Genomic DNA, 19,497 nt, shown 5'->3' with positions numbered 1-19,497 from the left:
TAATTAGAAAAACAGATGTAGAACAGTTTTTCTCTCCCCATCCTACATCTGTTTGACTTACTTAATGAAATGTCTTATTTATCCTTGTTTAATTTCTTGATTCCAAACCCGGTAAAGCCCCAGAGAACCGCAAAACAAAAACCTGCGTAACAAAAGATTGCCCACGGAGCATATGCGAACGTAGAGACTCCCAGCGTTCCCGACATATACGCGCCGCCCGCTGACCACGGAACCAGAGGAATGGAACAGGTTCCTGCATCTTCCAGTGTTCTGGAAAGATTCTGCGGTGCCAGATTTCTTTCCTTAAAGGACTCACTGAACAATTCTCCGCCCATCAAAATCGGAATATATGCATTTCCAACAATCAGCGCAATAATCAAGACTGAAATAACCGTTACCAGAATCAAAGTTCCGTCACTGTGTACGAATGTTTTCAATTTTTCCAAGATTGCATTCATAAAACCAGCCGCACTCATAGCACCTGCAAATAGAAATGCGCAGAGCACTTTCAGCACCGTTGCCATCATGCTTGTCATTCCGCCCCGCTCTACCAGCATTTTAATGCTTCCTGTCACTGTTTCCGGATCAATCCCCAGCATCGATAAAGAAAATCCGCTATATGCTGCCGAAATTACCTTTGCAACCGTCGCTCCCTGAAATACAATCGCTAACACTCCTGCCAGAACCGATGCTGTAAACATAACCGGAATCGTTGGTTTTCCCATCGCTGAACCAACCAGCACAACCACCAGAGGAAGCAATAAAAACACATTAAAATGATAAATAGAAGCGAGTCCCTCCGTCATCTCATTTGCCGCAGATGCATCGACCGATGAAACCACCATTCCAGTACGTCCAGCTATAAAATATACCACTAAACAGACAAGCGCCGCCGGGACCGTCGTATAAAACATATGCCGGATGTGTTCAAACAATGTGGTTCCGGCTGCTACCGGAGCCAGATTTGTCGTATCTGAAAGCGGTGACATTTTATCTCCAAAATAAGCACCTGAAATAATTGCGCCCGCTGCTGCCGGAAGATTAACGCCCAATCCCTGAGCTACTCCGATAAGTGCCAGCCCGACGGTTCCAACTGAGCCAAAACTGGTTCCCGTACACACAGAAACAATTACTGTAATCACAAAAGCCGATATCAGAAACAGCTGTGGATTTAAGAGCTTCAGGCCATAATAAATCAACATAGGAATTGTTCCTGATAACATCCAGGTTCCGATAATCATTCCAACAAATACAAAGATAAAAATCGCCATAAATGACTTTCCTATCTTTTCCGAAACCGCATCTGCAATCTCATTCCAGGTTGTTCCATAAAACAATCCTAAAAGCACCGTAAAGAAGGAACAAACAAGTAAGAGTACTTCCACACTTAGTCTGAACTTTCCAAAACCAATTCCCAACACGAACGCCATCACCAATATTGGAAGCATCGCAGCCCCAAAACCCGGTTTTCTTTTCTCTTTCATATTCATTCCGTCCTTTCGCTCGAATCATATGTTTCTCTTCTACCATCCCTCTTTATAAACCCCTATATGAATCTCACGCTTACGGTTTTACCCGTTCCCTCACAGAGTGCACTTTCTTTTATGATGTTCAATCATCAATCGACACTCCCAGCGTTTCTGTCATCTTCTTATATTCCTGTGAAAACTTTTCTGTTATCGGACCAGGAATCTGTGTACCAATCTTCTTTCCATCGATCATTTTAACCGGAACCACTTCTCCGACTGTACCACAGATAAATACCTCATCCGCATTATAATACTCTGAAACAGATACGTTTCTTACCTGTACTTCCATTCCCATCTCTTTTGCTATCTGAATCATTGTTTTTCTCGTAATTCCCGGAAGCTGTGAATCTAAAGTCGGAAGTATTAATACTCCATCTTTAATCATCTGTAAGTTCGTAGAGTTTGTCTCCGCCACATAACCATTCTGGTCAAGCATAATTGCTTCATCCGCTCCCTGACGGATTGCCTCACACGCCGCCATAATCTGGTTCAGCTGGTTACAGCAATGAATCTTCGGATCCATGTAAGACGGGGAATAGCGTTTCAGCCAGGTTGTTACCAGCGTAATTCCCTCTTTATTGAAAATAGGGGGTTTCTGATCCACACAGATAACGATCGACGCATTCGTCACATTTAAAGTCGGATGCATACCTGTCTGTGCTTTAAATCCGCGCGTCACCTGTAAACGCATATGTAAATCAGTAAATCCTGCATCCAGATTTCGACGAATCAGCTCTTTTACAATTTCCTTCATCTCATCTTTGGTCTTTCCTATATCGATTCCCAGCGTGTAGCAGGACTCATACAGACGTTTGATATGCTCATCCAGACGGTATACTTTTCGTCCATATGCACGGATTCCTTCATATACGCCATCTCCATGCTGAAAACCACTGTCATATACGGAGATAACGGCTTCTGATTTTTTAACAAAATCTCCATTTACATAAAGGATTGTATCTGCAATTTTCTGTCCGTGTAACATAATAGAACCATCTTCTGTCAACTGTGATAACTTATACATATCCGTTCCTCCTTCAATTATCTTTTTATTTCTCTGATTGTCATTTTGGTATAATGGTAAATTGGTAAGTCCATTTACACTATGATCATATCACATTTCTCCTGTATGTCAATATTAAAATTTATAACTGTTATAAACACATATTTATGTGTCTAATGTTATTTGATTCATTGTTGGATTTTTACAGAATATAGTCTAGTATTTAGTTTTACTTTTTCGCAATTCAACGAAAAAAAACAGACAGAAAGAATAAAATTTCCTCTCCATTCTTTCTGCCCGTCTATTTTTATTATATTTTATTAAAAGCCAACTAAGCAGGGCGCATTTTTATGCCTCTTCCCGCTCTTCCTCCGGCAGCAGGTTCGTCATGCTCTTTAAGCTGATCGCCAGTGTCGAGCTGTTGTGCAGCAGCGCCGACATAGACGGTGTGATGATACCAGCCACCCCCAAGAGAATCAGACCTAGGTTGAAGCTGATGACGAAACGGTAGTTTCCATGGACACGTTTCATCAGATCCATGCTCAGATGACGCAGAAGCACGACTTCATCCAGGGAATCTTTCTTGATCGTGATATCCGCGATCTCTCTGGCAATCTCCGCGCCCTCGCTGACTGCGATGCCCGCGTCTGCCGCTGACAGGGCCGGTGAATCGTTGATGCCGTCACCGATCATGATAACTTTGTGGCCTTTCGCCTTCTCCTCCTCAACAAAGCGCGCCTTATCCTCCGGAAGTACCTCGGAGAAATAATCATCCACGCCGACCCTCTTCGCGATCGCCGCTGCGGTCCGCTCGCTGTCGCCGGTCATCATGACAATGCGCTTAAATCCAGCCTCTTTTAACTGGCGGATGACAGACGGTGCTTCCTCACGCAGCGGATCCTCGATGCAGATAACGGCTGCAAGCTGTCCGCCGATTGCCATGTAAAGATGGGAACAATTTTCCGGAAGGTTCTCAAACTTCTCTTTTCCATCCTCCGGCAGTGTGCACTTCTCATCCTCAAATACGAAATGGTGGCTTCCAATCACGACGCGTTCTTCGCCCACATAGGTAGCGATACCGTGCGCTACGATGTAATCCACTCTCGAGTGCATCTCCTCATGTACCAGATGACGTTTTTTCGCTTCCTGTACGACCGCGTTTGCCATCGAATGCGGGAAATGTTCTTCCAGGCAGGCTGCGATACGAAGCAGTTCTTCCTTCTCCATGCCGTTGAAAGATACTACATCGGATACAACCGGTTTTGCCTTGGTCAGGGTTCCGGTCTTGTCAAATACGATCGTCTCCGCCTCGGCAACAGCCTCCAGAAACTTGCCGCCCTTGACCGTAATGTGATGCTGGCTTGCCTCACGCATCGCAGACAGGACTGCAAGCGGCATTGCCAGTTTCAGTGCACAGGAGAAATCAACCATCAGGATCGACAGTGCTTTCGTCGCATTGCGGGTCAGCAGATAGGTAAGCGCGGTACCGCCCAGACTCCACGGAACGAGTGCATCTGCCAGGTTCGACGCCTTGCCTTCAACGGATGATTTGAGCTTCTCCGAATCCTCGATCATCTGTACGATACGCTCATAACGGGTGGAACCGGCGGATTTTTCTACCTTGAAGGTAATCTCTCCCTCTTCCAGCGCGGTTCCTGCGTAAACATAGCTGCCCGGCTCTTTTCTGACCGGCTGGGATTCGCCGGTCATCGAAGCCTGGTTTACCATCGCCTCGCCGCTTACTACGACACCATCCAGTGGAATCACTGTACCCATATGGACGGTCAGCTCGTCGCCCGCGGTAACATCCGAAAGCGGTACAAGGACTTCGGTCCCGTCCACTTTTTTCCAGACCTTCTCCACGTTCAAGGACATGCTCCGCGCCAGATCCCCAACGGATTTCTTATGTGTCCACTCCTCCAGAAGCTCACCGACGCCGAGCAGGAACATAACGGAGCCAGCCGTATTGAAATCGCGGCGCAGAAGGGAAACACTGATCGCCGTCGCATCCAGCACCTCCACATGCAGCTTGCGCTTAAATACGAGGCAGTGGATACCTTTCACGATATAACGGATCGCCTGCACGGACGTGTATACCGCACGGACCGGCGCCGGGAGAAATGTCTTCGTCGCAAAGCGGGTCAGTACCTTCTGAATCAGCTTTTCTTTGTACTCCTGATTCAGGGCGCGTCCGCTGCTTTTAACTGCCATCTCCTGTTTTTCGGTAATCTGACCATCAAACGCCGCTACCTGTACGAGTACCGCCTCCCGATCCTCCTTATAATAGATAACCGCATCTGCTGTCCGCTCATACACCTTAGCCGCCGTCACGCCGTCCAGACCAAGCAGATACTGTTCCAGAACATCCGCTTCGCGCACGGTATGGAATTTCCGGGCAAGGCTGATACGGATTCTTCCTTTGATTTCATGCTTTATAATGAATTTCATGATTCATCTTCCTCCGGTTATAGAAGAGCTGCCGCGAGACAGCATCCCATGCTATCTTGCGGCAGCCCCCCTGTTATTTAGATTCATGTATTCTTGGAGTTGCTATTACTGCTCTGCCTTCTCAGCCTCCGGTGCGGCCTCGGTTGCCTCAGCAGTCTCGTTGAAATCCTCATCCTCACCAAAGCTCTCATAGCCGCGAGCCTCGTTGATCTGCTTTGCCTCAGCCAGGATGTCCTCAGCGTTCTCCTGAATATTGGTAGCGGTGGTCATCACACAATCACGTGCACGAAGTCCGGCTGCTACGCAGTTTACGTAAAATTTCTTTGCATCCTCGCTGCCAAGAATCTTAACACCTGCTGTTCCGAACAAAACGCCGCCTGCAAATAAACCTAATTTTTTTAATTTGAAAATGTCCATCATGATTACTCCTCCTCTGATATTATCTAAATTATATTCACATATGATTTTTGAAAACTATTTATTCCATTTCAAATGCGAATATAGCTGCGTTTAATGACTCATTTCTGAGGTACAAGTAGATGGTAACAGCTTACCCCCATGATAGTCAAACCTAACTTTCCTTATTGAGATTTTTTATCAACTGGCATCCGAAGTTATACTTGACAGCTCATCCTCATTCCGCAGAGAATACTGGCGGCAACGGTTTAAAACGCCGATTTCTTCCAGCACTGCAATCATCCGGTACACCGTTGCCTTGCCGATCCCCGGGTCGCGCTTGGATGCCTCGTAGTAGATCTCCTTACAACTGCTCCATCTTCCCTCCAGGATCACATCCAACATGATCTTTCTTTGATCGGTCATCCGTTTCCCCCGTCTCTTCAGTTCGCTGATAATCTGCTCTCTCTGCTGCATCGTATCATCTCTCTTTCCATATCTTCTAAATTATTTTTCCGCACATCTGCCGTTTCCGTCCACAACCCGGCTTTTTATTAGCGCAGACTAACTGTTCGTTTAAAATATATAGCATACTCTGCTTGCCACTCTTTTTGCAAGTACTAAATTCCGCTTTTGCCTCTGGCTCAGCCTCATTAAGTCCTTAGATACGACTCGCACTAAGTGCTCATATTATATTGTGTTTCATCAAAAACAAAACATAATTAGCATGAACAAACTCAGGTTAGAATGCCGCAACTCAAGTTAGATGTCTCTAACCTTAATTTAAAGACTACCTCTTTTTTTCTCATCTGTCAATGAATTTTCGAAAATATATTTGATTTTCTTCTCTGATAATGGTAAGGTACTCACAGAATAATCAATTCAGACAGGAAAGGAAGGATTTTTCGATGAGCTTCAAAGAAATAAAGCCAGAAGAATTAAATTTTAACCCGTTTACCCGCATCGGTTCCGACTGGATGCTTTTAACCGCCGGCACCGAGGATAAATTCAACACCATGACTGCCAGCTGGGGCGGCGCAGGCGTATTCTGGGGCAAACCGGCTGTTACCTGCTATATCCGTCCCCAGCGCTACACCAAAGAATTTATAGACAAAGAAGAACTCTTCTCCGTCAGCTTTTTAAAAGACGGACACCGCGATGCCCTCAAACTCTGCGGCTCCGTATCCGGCCGTGACCACGACAAAATCAAGGAAGCCGGCCTGACCCCGGTCTTCATCGACGGCGTACCGGCATTTGAAGAAGCTGACACCATCCTCATCTGCCGCAAAATGTACCGCACATCCATGAATCCGGCAGATTTTATCGATAAGGACGCTGACAGCAAGTTCTATCCGGAGAAGGACTATCATGATATGTATATTGCGGAGATTGTGAAAGCGGTTGTGGCTGAATAAGCAGAGCCGCTCCATTTAAAATTTAAATCCCACAGGAAACGCTGATTTGCAGCATTTTCTGTGGGAATCCTTTGAATGATCCTTTTGGGTCTATTTGTTTATATTGTGTCTTTATTTATTCCTTTATTTTGCCAATTCCAGCATCCGCGCCAGCGGACCAACCGCCCTCTGCCGCATCGCCTCATCCATCTCCACTTCCTCTTCCGGATTTTCCAGCGCCCGCAGTACGCTGTCCAGATGAATCTTCTTCATATTCGGGCAAAACTGACGGTGACCTACGGAGAAAAACTTCTTCTCCGGGTTCTTCTGCAGCAGTTCATAGAACACGCCCATCTCGGTGCAGATCAGGAAGACTTTCTCATCCGAATTCGTCGCATAATCAATAATCTGGGAGGTACTTCCGACAAAATCTGCCAGCTCCAGCACATCGCCGGTACACTCCGGATGCGCCAGCACAACTGCCTCCGGATGCAGCTCTTTTGCTTTCTTTACATCTTCCGCATGAATACTCTTATGTACATGGCAGAAACCGTCATTGAAAATAAAATGTTTCTCCGGCACTTTTTTTGCGATAAAACGTCCCAGATTCTCATCCGGAATAAAGAAAATATCCTTGTTCGGCAGTTTTTTCACGATTTTGAGTGCATTCGATGAGGTAACACAGACATCCGATTCTGCCTTGATCTCCGCCATCGAGTTCACATAACAGACAACGGCTACATCCGGATACTCTTTGCGTACTTCGCGGATCTTCTCCACCTCAACCATGTGAGCCATCGGACAGTCCGCGCTCCGGTCTGCCATGATAACCGTCTTCTCCGGGCTTAAAATCTTCGCACTCTCGCCCATAAATGACACGCCACAGAAAATGATCGTCTTCTGCGGCACCGTCGTCGCCAGCTCCGCCAGATAATACGAATCGCCCACATAATCGGCAATCTCCTGCACTTCTCCATCTACGTAATAATGTGCCAGAATCACGGCATCCTTCTCTTTTTTTAATGTCTCGATCCGCTGCTTTATCTCCTGATCCATCTCTTTTCCCTCTCCTTTTTTCACCGCTCTGTTCACGCTTCCGAATCCCCATCGATTGACAGAAACCATACCATTTTTCCGACAGCTGCGGTTCATTTTCTTCTTTACTATGTATCCGACATCTTTGCCACGCCATATTTCTCTGTCCATATAGCTTCCACACGGTAAACTTCTGTGATTATACCTCTAAGAGAAAAGCTGTGTCAATGAAATTTTGACACTTTTTATTACATCTGTCTTGTCATATAGCAATTCATCTACATACAGACTGAACGTCTGCTTTTCCGGCGCTTCAACCAGAGCAGCCAATATGCATTTATGCAATTTTTTTGTTTCACAAATGTATTTTACTGTGCAACAAAAAGTCAAACCAAAAATCGGACGGTTTTTCGCTGTGTTTTTCACTGTTCAAACCGTCCGATCTACATGACATATTTATAATTTTATCGCTTTATGCACATCCGCCCTTATTGCTGAAACAGCACCAATCTCGATACCTTTCCTTCCGCATCCGCCCAGATCGCGCATTTCTTTCCCGATTCCAGATCGTCTGCGGTCACGATGTTCCGGGTTAAATACGGCAGAATATGTGTCTCAGCGCTGATAGTATAAGTCACGCCATCCTCTGCTTTCACATAGACGGTATCATCATTCTCGGCACTCTTTTTCACCGACTCGATCTCTGTGTAAACCGGCACGGCGCTCACATCGGTTACATGGACGAAGAAGAGCTGTCCGTTCGTGATAGGCGGCTCGCTCATCGTCATCGCCTCCCCGATGTAGGCATATACAACGGTTCCCGTCTCCGCCTCGGTCATATCGACCGGATTGCCTGTCTCTGCGTCAAAAATCGGCGTTTCCGGTGAAAATGTGATCACCATCTCGCCGGCACTGCTGATTCCCGACTGATTGTCAATCGTGACGGAATCACTGGTAACCTCCGAAACCGGACCATAAACACAAATAAATTCGGATGAAACCTTCTTTCCTGTACCGGATGCCGGACCGGACGGGGCGTTTTTCTCGATAACCGTATTACTCTCGCTGGTTTCCGCTGCAGTAGTCTCCCCAGCTGCCTTCGTATCTTCGACAGCCGTCTTATTCTCCTCATCGCCCGCTTTTGCACTGGAAGCGCACCCAAGCGCACCTACCGACAGTGCTGCACAAATCCCCGCAATATATAACGATTTTTTTTTCATAATTTGAATCTCCTTCCGACTGTTCTTATGCCTGCTCCCTATCTGTTCCCAGGGACTTCTCTGAAATTTTTCAAAACTTCCCAGGCACTTTTTAGTTTCTAAAACCAGTGAAATATTTTTCTTTATACTCTGTATTCAGCTCTTCTATCTGGTTTTCTCTGTTCTAACAGTCTACCCTATTTCATTCAAAAGTAAAAGTGCTTTTTTCTTACGGATTTCTGATATTTTATTACTGTTCACGCATACATGCCCAGTAACGGAATTTGCCGTGGCTTCGCATTTAAATACGGCAAATTCCTGCTGCCACCACGTTTTCTTACGGCACTTTCGGTTCCAAAAGTGCCTACAGTAACGATATTTTCCTTTGCCGGTCAGGAGGTCCATACAAAGCTTCAGCAACTGTGCTGCCATGTAACATTTCACTCCACTTCCTCTTCTATCAGCTCCACACGGCAGATCTGTGGAAAATTTACCGCGATCTCCCCGCCTATATTTTCAAGTCCAGGCTGATTTCCACTCCTTATTTCCGCCAACCACAAAACCTGCTGGTAATAGTCGATTTTCTTCAATCGTCCTACTGCCGTTCGGTAAGCGCCGCCATCCTTGTGCACGTCCGGTTGGAACCAGGTCACAGAAAGCCGAACCGTCTCGCCACGCATCAGCTGCTCCTCCGCTTCCACAAGCGTCTGATTGATCATCTCACGCACGCTGTCATCCAGATCGATCTCCCGCTCGGTCAGACGCGCCTCCTCCTCTACCGCCTCCTCATAGCCATTCAGTGCGGCAAACGAGGCGAACTGCGCCGCCCGGTCCTCCACCGGCATCCGTGCATGGCGCAAGGGAAATGGGTAAGAATGACCGAGGATATCGCCGTAGCGGCGCTGGGCGTCACTTTCCTGCCCTTTTTGGGTTTGGCTTCGTCCACCTTTTAAGTTTTCAAATTCATTCACTCTATATTGATCTTCCATCTATGCCTGATGCCCCCCGATCTGCCCGTTCCGCTCCTTGGCGGTCGCGCCTTCCTCAAAGTTCATCCCGCGCAGCACCGCATTTTTTCCATATTTTTTCTTGATCGTCAGAAGCGCTTCCTGCATCCGGCGCTCCCGCTCGCGTTTTTTCTGTTCTTCCTTCTCTTTTGCTTCCTTTTTTGCGTAATCGGTAAACAAATCAAGCTGTTCAAATGTTTCCTTCTGTTCACGCTCTTTCGCCATTTTCTCATTTACCACATGGCATGCCGAGAGCGACATCCGGCGGATGAGAAGCGCCGGGTTGACAATCTTATCATACAGAGCCGCCATCGCCTCCAGAAGCTCGCTTGAGGACGAAGTCGCACGCGGCAGATTCCACGTTCCATGTGCATGCTTCGGCACACGCCGCCCGTAGCGATCGGTTGTTACCGGTCCCTTGTATACTTTCCGTATCTCCGGGCGGGTCAGGTTTTCGATGTCATATCCGACCGTTAGAACGAGCTGATCGGTCACCAGCCGTTTTTCCACCAGCTCCAGCGAGATCCCGTCAATCATCTCCTGAACCACGATCCGCGCCTTGTCCGCCGTGTACGGACAGTGAAGCACCTGTCCGCAGCCCAGGCTGCTGCTCTGCGGCTTGTACGCCCGTATCTGTGCGATCGTGCACGACTCATAGCCCCACGCATGGTCAATCAGAAGCTCGGCGTTGATGCCGAACATCTGGTACAGCAGTTCCTCGCTGTAAAACTCGCCCGGTTTTCCCAGTGAACAACGCGCAATATCGCCCATTGTCCGAAGTCCCGCCTGCCAGAGTTTCTTCTGATAGCCCGGTCCAACCCGCCAGAAATCAGTCAGCGGCTCATGCGTCCACAAAAGCTCCCGATAACTCTGCTCATCCAGCTCGGCAATCCGCACGCCGTCCTTGTCCGCTTCCACGCGCTTCGCCACAATATCCATCGCCACCTTGCACAGATACAGATTCGTCCCGATCCCCGCCGTCGCCGTGATGCCTGTTTCCTTTAACACCGTGCGGATGATGCGCTTTGCCAGCTCGCGCGGCGAAACCTTGTAAATTCCCAGATATTCCGTAACATCCATGAATACCTCGTCGATCGAATACACATGGATGTCCTCCGGTGCCACATACCGGAGATAAATCTGGTAGATCTGCGTGCTCCATTTCATATAGTGCGCCATTCTCGGCGGCGCAACCAGATAGCTGACCGCCAGCGACGGATCCGCCTTTAATTCATCATTTCTCCACGATTTATCCCGGAACTGGCGTCCCAGCGCTCGTCTGCGGCGTTCCTCATTGACTTCCCTAATCCGCTGAATCACCTCAAATAACCTGGGACGCCCCGGCACACCATAGGATTTCAGCGGCGGCGATACCGCCAGACAGATCGTTTTCTCCGTCCGCGATGGATTCGCCACGACCAGATTCGTCGTCAACGGATCCAGACCTCGCTCGACGCACTCGACCGATGCGTAGAACGATTTTAAATCAATGGCAATGTACGCGCGCCTGGAAACTGTTTTCTGCATGGCAGGCTCCTCCCTTCTCTATGAATTTAAAATTTGAGCGCCACTGGTAAAAAATCATCTCACAAAATCAAGCACAGAAAGATTCCGAGCGTACACATGAAAATCCAGTTAAAAACTCACTAAGTGCTTCTATTATAGCATAACCATCAGCTTCACGAAATACTCAAATCCAAACATGTGTTTTGCAGCAGCAATAAAAAATGTGCCTTGGCACATCCGGGCGTCTCGCGCGGTCGCTTGCGACATGTTTCTGCTTCGCGCGAGTGTGCATCCTCGCGGAGCATTTTGGGTTTCATAGGACGTATTTCCTATGAAACAAAAAACCTCCAGTCCATTCGAATGAGAATCACATTTCTCATCCAAACAAACTGGAGGTTTTCTATCTCACCAAGTTTACCTCTTGGATTTATTTACCATTTATTTCTGGCATTATAACTGCGGACCAGCCTTTACCAGAGCCTTGCCAGCTTCGTTTCCTTCGTATTTAGCGAAGTTCTTGATGAAACGGCTTGCCAGATCTTTTGCTTTCTCTTCCCACTCAGCCTCGTTTGCATAGGTATCGCGGGTATCCAGGATAGCCGGATCTACGCCCGGAAGCTCGGTCGGTACTTCGAAGTTGAAGTACGGGATTTTCTTGGTCGGAGCTTTCTGGATATCGCCGTTTAAGATAGCATCGATGATACCACGGGTATCTTTGATGGAGATACGTTTGCCGGTTCCGTTCCAGCCTGTATTTACGAGGTAAGCTTTTGCTCCGCTCTTCTCCATTCTCTTAACCAGCTCTTCTGCGTATTTGGTCGGATGCAGCTCCAGGAAAGCCTGTCCGAAGCAAGCGGAGAAGGTCGGGGTCGGCTCGGTAATGCCGCGCTCGGTACCAGCCAGTTTTGCTGTAAATCCGGATAAGAAGTAGTACTGTGTCTGCTCCGGTGTCAGGATAGATACCGGCGGAAGTACTCCGAATGCGTCTGCAGACAGGAAGATAACGTTATTAGCTGCCGGTGCAGAGGATACCGGACGTACAATATTCTGAATATGATCGATCGGGTAGGATACACGGGTGTTCTCGGTTACGCTCTTATCAGCGAAATCGATCTTGCCGTTCTCATCCAGGGTAACGTTCTCAAGCAGTGCATCACGTCTGATAGCGTTGTAGATATCTGGCTCAGACTCTTTATCCAGGTTGATAACCTTCGCGTAGCAGCCGCCCTCGAAGTTGAATACACCGTTGTCATCCCAGCCGTGCTCGTCATCACCGATGAGAAGACGTTTCGGGTCGGTAGAAAGGGTAGTCTTGCCGGTTCCGGAAAGTCCGAAGAAGATAGCGGTGTTCTCGCCATTTAAGTCGGTGTTAGCAGAGCAGTGCATAGCAGCGATGCCCTTTAACGGAAGGTAGTAGTTCATCATGGAGAACATACCTTTCTTCATCTCTCCACCGTACCAGGTGTTGATGATAACCTGCTCGCGGCTTGTGATATTGAAGACAACAGCTGTCTCAGAGTTTAATCCAAGCTCTTTGTAGTTCTCAACTTTAGCCTTGGAAGCGTTGTATACTACGAAGTCCGGTTCGAAATTAGCCAGTTCTTCGTCGGTCGGAACGATGAACATATTCTTTACGAAATGAGCCTGCCAAGCAACCTCCACAATAAAACGGATCGCCATACGGGTGTCTTTATTTGCGCCACAGAAAGCATCTACTACAAACAGTCTCTTGTTGGAGAGCTCATTTAAAGCGATATCCTTTACTGCGTTCCAGGTCTCTTTGGATGCTACATGGTTGTCGTTCTTGTACTCGTCTGAAGTCCACCATACTGTGTCCTTAGAGTTCTCATCCATAACGATGAATTTGTCTTTCGGGGAACGTCCGGTATAAATACCTGTCATAACGTTTACTGCACCAAGCTCGCTGACCTGACCTTTTTCATAGCCCTCCAGCTCCGGTTTGGTTTCTTCTTCAAACAGCATCTCATAAGAAGGGTTGTAAACAATCTCCGTTGTTCCTGTGATTCCGTACTTGCTTAAATCGATCTTAGCCATCTTAATACCCCTTTCCTGTTATCCGGCGGCTCCCGTCTGTGTGAAATTGTCAGCTTCGCTGACCAGAATCATGCGCCAAGTCTCACGGACGTTCGACTTAAATTTTGTCTGACATTTCTCACCGAACCGGGGATTTCAGTGTCCCCCACTGTACATGTGTATAGTTTGCAACCGCTTTACCTTTTCACGGTTCTTATATTTTGTACAATGCGAAAACTCGCCTTTTCTTCTCTTTATCTATTTTTACCAAAAGAGATTACTTCATCATTCTAATGCATTCATGGTAAAAAATCAAGCGAAATCGCGAAATGATTGATATTTTTTTATCAATTTCATTATTTCAAATATATCTGTCACTCACAGCGTCTAAATCGTTTAAGTTTTAAAATCACACGTACCACACCGCTTCATTCGTCGCTGAAATGGCATCCGTACCCGCCTCAAAGGCCGCCATCACATCTTTTTTGTCAGACAGCAGTCCCCCGGCGATCAGCGGAATATCGGTGTACTCGCGCATGATCTTAAGAATCTTCGGCATCACCCCCGGCATGATCTCGACTGCATCCGGTCGGAACATTTCGATCTGTTTTTTCAATGTATCGAGTGCGATCGAATCCACAACAAAGGTTCTCTGGATCGCATAAAGTCCCATCTCCTTCGCGCGCTCCACCAGTGTATTTTTTGTGCTGATAATACCGTCCGCCCGCGTATTGTGGGCGATAAAATCGACCGCCACCCTCTTGGTGCTCAGTCCCTGGATCATATCCACGTGGACGATCGCCACCTTCCCGGCGTCCTTGATGCGCGCTACAATCTGATCAATATCACAGATCGTGCCAAACAGCACAAATACTACCTTACATTCAGATTTAAGACTTTTTTCCAGCCCTTCCCAGCTCTTAATCGCTGCGATTATCGGAGATTCCTCCAGTAATTCAAGCATTGTCATTCTATGCTTCCTCTTCTCTCATAGTCTTGAGTATTTCTCCCATCTCTTTCAGCCCTGTGAAAATCGCATCCGGCACGACATCCGCCTTCGGTACATCCTCCAGCTTCGTCTCGCCGGTCAGCACCAGGATTCCGTGTGCCCCATTTACCACGCCGGTTTTCACATCCGTGTAGATCCGGTCGCCGACAAACGACATTGCCTCGCGCTTTGCCCCGGTCATCTCCAGAACCATATCCACGGTCTCCTTGAATGGTTTTCCGACATACTTCGGCTTCTTTCCAGTCGATAAGGAGATTGCCGCGCACATTGCGCCGCAGTCCGGGATAAAACCATCCTTCGTCGGGCAGTTGATATCCAGATGCGTTGCCAGGAACACAGCGCCGTTGCGGATATACGTGCAGGCGCGCTCCAGCTTCTCATAGGTCAATGTCATATCAAAGCCAATCACGACCACATCCGGCATCTCCCTTGTCAGAAGAATGCCATTTTCACGGAAATTCTCCTCCAGGTCCGGCGTTCCCACCAGATAGACTTTCTTTTCAGGATAATACTCTTTCAGATACTGAATCATCACATCCCCGGATGTAATGATCTGATTTCTTTTAATATAACACCCCATTTTTGCCAGTTTGTCAATATATGTTTTCGGAGATTTCGACGAATTATTCGTAAAAAACACATATCTCTTCCCTGCTTTCTTCACTTCCTCCAGGAAATCCAACGCCCCGTCGAGCACATCCGTATCCAGATAAAACGTCCCGTCCATATCGAGGACAAACAGCTCTGTCTCCTTTAAAATTTCACGTTTTTCCATGCCTCTCTCCTTGTAATTTATCTCTGTAAATATGTACCTGTAAAAAAGATTTTCTTCAAAACAACTTTATCCAATCCTGCCCAAATATGCAAGCAGGTTTTTCATATATTTCAATTTCAAAAATGGGAAGCTGCACAAACTTTTTCTATGAGTCTGTACAACCTCCCATCTCTCATCCTATATTCTGTGTCGGGGCTGTCGGTGTCACCTTCACGATTCCTTACGCCCGCTCTACATTCTTGCTCGCCACAACTGCAATCCCAGTTCCAGCGCAGTCATCAATGATCACATCCCCGATATGCACCGGAGCAGCCACCTTCACGGCGCGGATCTCCTTCATGCAATCAAAGATTTTGCCCTTCGGGATATCCGAAGCCGTCTTGACCGCTGTTCTCTCGATCGTGCCGCCCTCGACGCGTACCGTTGAGGTAACGATTCTCGTCGGATTGGTTACCTCTTTCTTTGCATACGCCTCGCCGCGCGGGCATGTATTTCCTTCTACCTTGATCTCGTCATTTCCCATCGTCACAGTGAGCTGACAGCCCAGCGGACATCCGATACAGGTCAGTTCTCTTACTTCCATCACTCATCCACCTCCGTGCAAATGGTTATTTCTTTCAGATCCGGATATTTCTCCAGACTTTCCTTCGTCAGGATTACCTGCTCCATCTCACCCGGTGCCAGCACGCGTTTTTTGCGGCTGCTCACACGCTCTCCGTCAAAATAAACGGAAATGCTGCGGTTTTTATAAACATCTGCCACACGGAAACGAACCGTCAGCTTGTCTGCCATCGCCTCGGTATCGATCGACTGCGGTACCGTGTAGCGGACGCCATTTTCTGCCTTGAGTGTCACGCTGTGACCTTTCTTCGTCTCGCCGGATTTCACATATTTCGCTGCGTTCTGTCCTGCCAGCGCCGCCTCCTCGGATACATAGTCAACCAGATCATGTACATGAAGCACGTTGCCGCAGGCAAATACACCCTCGATGCCTGTTTCCAGACGGTCATTGACCATTGGGCCGGAGGTAACCGGGTTCATCGCCACGCCCATATTTCTCGTCAGCTCATTCTCCGGAATCAGGCCACAGGATAACAGAAGCGTATCACAGTCATAGTGCTCTTCGGTACCCGGAATCGGTTTGCGGTCCGGTCCGACCTGTGCCAGCGTAATGCCTTTCACGCGCTCTTTTCCCTCGATATTCACAACCGTATGGCTTAACTTCAACGGAATATCAAAGTCATTTAAGCACTGTACGATATTTCTCTTCAGACCGCCCGAATACGGCATCAGCTCCGCTACAACCTTAACCTTTGCGCCCTCCAGTGTCATACGTCTCGCCATGATCAGTCCGATATCGCCGGAACCGAGGATGACAACCTCTTTACCGACCATATGTCCCTCGATGTTCATGAGACGCTGTGCCGTACCAGCAGTGTAGATACCTGCCGGACGATACCCCGGAATGTTCAGGGCGCCTCTCGGACGTTCGCGGCATCCCATCGCCAGGATAATCGCTTTTGCCTTGATGAGCTCCAGTCCCTCGCTGCGGCTTACGACTGTGATCTCTTTGTCTTTATTGATATCCAGTACCATGCTGTTTAAGCGGTACGGAATTTCCAGCTTTTTCACTTCTTCCTCATAACGTGCCGCATACTCCGGTCCGGTCAGTTCTTCTTTAAAGGTATGAAGACCAAAACCATTGTGGATACACTGATTTAAGATACCGCCCAGCACGCTGTCGCGCTCCAGAATCAGAATATCCTCTGCGCCGCTTTTCTTTGCCGCTGCTGCCGCTGCCAGTCCAGCCGGACCTCCGCCGATAATTACAATGTCATGCTGAATCATGGTTATGCCTCCTCACCTTTTATCATTTCGGAACCTTTGCGGTTTTTGCAGATCTCTGTGATCGGGATTCCCGTCTCACGGGAGAGAATTTCCATCGCTCTCGGAGTGCAGAAGCCTGCCTGACACCGTCCCATACCCTGACGGACGCGTCGTTTGATGCCATCCATCGAGCGTGCGCCGAGTGTACGGGTGATCGCATCCACGATCTCCCCCTCGCTGATTGTCTCGCAACGGCAGACGATTGCGCCGTATGCCGGGTTCTTGCGGATCAGTTCTGCGCGTTCTTCCGTATTTAAACGTGCTGCTTTCACGATGCCCTTGCGGATCGGATTGAAATTCGGATTCTTGCCAAATCCAGCTTTTTCCTCGATCATCCCAGCCAGATATTCACCGATCGCCGGTGCGCAGGAAAGTCCCGGAGACTCGATTCCGGCTGCATCAAAGAAGCCCGGTGCGTCCTCCGCCTCACCGATGATGAAATCATCGCCGTCCTCATGGGCACGCAGGCCGGAGAAGGAAGTGATGACCTGACGGAACGGAATGTTGTTGACACTCTTGGCTGCCTTCTCACATGCCTCTGCCAGTCCCTCGGCGGTCGTGTAGGTTCCGTCCCTATCTTCCTGATCCACCGCGGTCGGTCCGACTAAGAGATTTCCGTGAATCGTCGGGCTGACGAGGATTCCCTTGCCATACTTGCCCGGAAGCTGGAAGACAGTCGCTGATACGTGGTTGCCTGCCTCTTTATCGAGCAGGCAGTACTCGCCGCGGCGCGGCACAATGTGAAGCTTCTTTTCCGAAACCATGTTGTGGATCTCGTCAGAATACACGCCGGCTGCGTTCACGACATATTTTGTCTCGAAGACACCGTTGTTGGTTATCACACGGTATCCTTCTGTCGTTTTTTCAACTTTTTCTGCTTTTGTGTTGAATACAAATTCAACGCCGTTATCACAGGCATTCTCTGCCAGCGCGATCGTCAGACCAAATGGACATACGATGCCGCCAGTCGGTGCATAGAGCGCTGCCACAACCTCCCCGCTGACGTTCGGCTCCATCTTGCGGACCTCATCGCCGGTCAGAATGGAAATATCCGGCACACCGTTTGCCACGCCTCTCTCATAGAGTGCCTGCAGCGCCGGGAGGTCCTCCTGCGCGAAGCAGAGTACCAGGGAGGAATTCCGCTTGAAATCAAAATCGAGTTCTTTGGATAAATCTCCCATCATGGCGTTGCCTTTTACATTGAGCTTTGCTTTTAAAGAACCTGTCTTTGCGTCATAGCCCGCATGGACGATAGCACTGTTTGCCTTCGATGTGCCGGAGCAGACATCCTCTTCTTTTTCCAGAAGCACGGTGCGGCACTCATATTTCGAAAGCGCTCTGGCGATGCTGCTGCCGATGACGCCACCTCCGATAATCACTACGTCGTATGTATTTCCGTTCATACTGTGATCCTCCATTATTTATACTAAATGTTTTCTTGTTCTCGTTTCAACTATCCTGTTTGTTTAGACAATTCATCCTATTTCTGCTGCATTTCGTGCGTAAGCCCATCTGAACCCTTTAGCTGCTACAGCTCCTCTGCAAACCGGATCTCCTCCATCGCCTGAATATCGCTCAGAAGTGTTTTTCGAAGCGACTTGTCCTGCACTTCCACCGACATCGTCGCGGAGGGACCCTCGCCCTTTAACTTATTCTTGGCAATATCAAAAGACACGATTTTCACATTCTTAGAACGCATGGTATCCATGAACGCCCCAACACACCGGCTGCTGGTAAATTCCAGATAGAAATCGAACACCTTTGCATGCTCATGAATCATTGTATCCACACGTGTCAGGAGTTTCAAGGTAACCGCAATCAGAATCAGACCGTAAACCGCACCGTCCACAAATCCGATACCGGCTGCCAGTCCTTCACAGGCGCAGACCCAGAGACACGCCGCTGTAGTCAATCCACGCACCTGATTACGCCCGGTTACCATGATCGTGCCAACCCCTAAAAATCCGACACCGCTGATAACCTGCGCGCCCATCCGCGCCATGTCCGCTTTTGCAGATGGAAATGTCCGGAACATATATTCACTCGTCAACATGACAAGCGCTGAACCCAGGCAGACCAGCACATGCGTCTTGATGCCCGCACCGCGCCGTTTCAGGCCACGGTCAATTCCAATGAACATTCCCACCGCCAGCGAAAACAGCAGGCGAATCCAGATGCCGACCGCTGTCCAGGTCGCCGCCGTCTCCACAATCCATTTCCAAACTGCCATTTTTTCTCCCTCTGCAAGCCCGTAAAGCTTCTAGAACACAGCTCT

At 48.4% G+C, this 19,497-nt stretch carries 18 protein-coding genes; 1 reads left to right on the top strand and 17 read right to left on the bottom strand.

Annotated elements, in window-relative coordinates:
- Positions 1 to 74: 74 nt before the first annotated feature.
- The 5 genes from nhaC to DW931_RS06770 form a co-directional block, all read right to left on the bottom strand.
- Positions 75 to 1,484, bottom strand: coding sequence for a Na+/H+ antiporter NhaC (nhaC, locus tag DW931_RS06790; protein ID WP_118468048.1), 1,410 nt, complete (start codon positions 1,482 to 1,484; stop codon positions 75 to 77).
- 127 nt (positions 1,485 to 1,611) lie between these two features.
- Entirely contained in the window at positions 1,612 to 2,553 is a 942-nt protein-coding gene (locus DW931_RS06785; protein WP_118468046.1) for an aminotransferase class IV, read from the bottom strand.
- A gap of 327 nt (positions 2,554 to 2,880) precedes the next feature.
- Complete coding sequence (locus tag DW931_RS06780; protein WP_118468044.1) at positions 2,881 to 4,980, bottom strand: heavy metal translocating P-type ATPase; 2,100 nt, start codon at positions 4,978 to 4,980, stop codon at positions 2,881 to 2,883.
- Positions 4,981 to 5,085: 105 nt separating this feature from the next.
- A complete protein-coding gene (locus DW931_RS06775) occupies positions 5,086 to 5,400 on the bottom strand; it encodes a DUF6110 family protein (protein WP_022359851.1) in 315 nt (104 codons plus the stop codon).
- 177 nt (positions 5,401 to 5,577) lie between these two features.
- On the bottom strand, positions 5,578 to 5,853 hold the full coding sequence (locus tag DW931_RS06770; RefSeq protein ID WP_107000128.1) for a transcriptional repressor: 276 nt from the start codon (positions 5,851 to 5,853) through the stop codon (positions 5,578 to 5,580).
- A gap of 431 nt (positions 5,854 to 6,284) precedes the next feature.
- On the opposite strand from DW931_RS06770, the gene DW931_RS06765 reads away from it, so the two are divergent.
- A complete protein-coding gene (locus DW931_RS06765) occupies positions 6,285 to 6,791 on the top strand; it encodes a flavin reductase (RefSeq protein WP_107000129.1) in 507 nt (168 codons plus the stop codon).
- 123 nt (positions 6,792 to 6,914) lie between these two features.
- On the opposite strand, the gene nadA is transcribed toward DW931_RS06765, so the two are convergent.
- The 12 genes from nadA to DW931_RS06705 all read right to left on the bottom strand — a co-directional run bounded on the left by nadA (position 6,915) and on the right by DW931_RS06705 (position 19,452).
- Positions 6,915 to 7,826: a quinolinate synthase NadA gene (gene nadA / locus DW931_RS06760; protein ID WP_117796479.1), complete on the bottom strand. Its 912-nt coding sequence runs from the start codon at positions 7,824 to 7,826 to the stop codon at positions 6,915 to 6,917.
- Positions 7,827 to 8,293: 467 nt separating this feature from the next.
- The gene (locus DW931_RS06755) at positions 8,294 to 9,025 is read right to left on the bottom strand and encodes a hypothetical protein (RefSeq protein ID WP_117796440.1); all 732 of its coding nucleotides are present in this window, start codon (positions 9,023 to 9,025) and stop codon (positions 8,294 to 8,296) included.
- A gap of 171 nt (positions 9,026 to 9,196) precedes the next feature.
- A complete protein-coding gene (locus tag DW931_RS06750) occupies positions 9,197 to 9,436 on the bottom strand; it encodes a hypothetical protein (protein ID WP_147353101.1) in 240 nt (79 codons plus the stop codon).
- Positions 9,437 to 9,444: 8 nt separating this feature from the next.
- Entirely contained in the window at positions 9,445 to 9,993 is a 549-nt protein-coding gene (locus DW931_RS06745) for a hypothetical protein (protein ID WP_118468041.1), read from the bottom strand.
- On the bottom strand, positions 9,994 to 11,538 hold the full coding sequence (locus DW931_RS06740) for a DNA methylase (RefSeq protein WP_118468039.1): 1,545 nt from the start codon (positions 11,536 to 11,538) through the stop codon (positions 9,994 to 9,996).
- Positions 11,539 to 11,967: 429 nt separating this feature from the next.
- Positions 11,968 to 13,572, bottom strand: a complete 1,605-nt coding sequence (gene pckA, locus DW931_RS06735) for a phosphoenolpyruvate carboxykinase (ATP) (protein ID WP_118468037.1) — start codon at positions 13,570 to 13,572, stop codon at positions 11,968 to 11,970.
- Positions 13,573 to 13,960: 388 nt separating this feature from the next.
- Positions 13,961 to 14,521: a glycerol-3-phosphate responsive antiterminator gene (locus DW931_RS06730; RefSeq protein ID WP_107000135.1), complete on the bottom strand. Its 561-nt coding sequence runs from the start codon at positions 14,519 to 14,521 to the stop codon at positions 13,961 to 13,963.
- Between the two features lies 1 nt (position 14,522).
- Positions 14,523 to 15,335, bottom strand: coding sequence for an HAD-IIA family hydrolase (locus DW931_RS06725; RefSeq protein ID WP_118468035.1), 813 nt, complete (start codon positions 15,333 to 15,335; stop codon positions 14,523 to 14,525).
- Positions 15,336 to 15,555: 220 nt separating this feature from the next.
- Positions 15,556 to 15,918 (bottom strand): DUF1667 domain-containing protein, encoded by a 363-nt coding sequence (locus DW931_RS06720; RefSeq protein WP_117796435.1) that lies wholly within the window; start codon positions 15,916 to 15,918, stop codon positions 15,556 to 15,558.
- Positions 15,918 to 17,183: an FAD-dependent oxidoreductase gene (locus tag DW931_RS06715; protein ID WP_022359839.1), complete on the bottom strand. Its 1,266-nt coding sequence runs from the start codon at positions 17,181 to 17,183 to the stop codon at positions 15,918 to 15,920. The genes DW931_RS06720 and DW931_RS06715 overlap by 1 nt, the downstream gene beginning before the upstream one ends.
- Before the next feature lie 2 nt (positions 17,184 to 17,185).
- Positions 17,186 to 18,625 carry an NAD(P)/FAD-dependent oxidoreductase gene (locus tag DW931_RS06710; RefSeq protein ID WP_118482028.1) on the bottom strand — a complete coding sequence of 480 codons (1,440 nt, stop codon included), beginning with the start codon at positions 18,623 to 18,625 and terminating at the stop codon, positions 17,186 to 17,188.
- Between the two features lie 125 nt (positions 18,626 to 18,750).
- A complete protein-coding gene (locus DW931_RS06705) occupies positions 18,751 to 19,452 on the bottom strand; it encodes an MgtC/SapB family protein (RefSeq protein ID WP_107000139.1) in 702 nt (233 codons plus the stop codon).
- Between the last annotated feature and the right edge of the window lie 45 nt (positions 19,453 to 19,497).

Source organism: Clostridium sp. AM43-3BH, from assembly GCF_003479985.1.
GTDB classification, from domain to species: Bacteria; Bacillota; Clostridia; order Lachnospirales; family Lachnospiraceae; genus Otoolea; species Otoolea fessa.
Note: the sequence above shows the minus strand (reverse complement) of the source record. Positions and strands in the feature narration are given on the sequence as shown.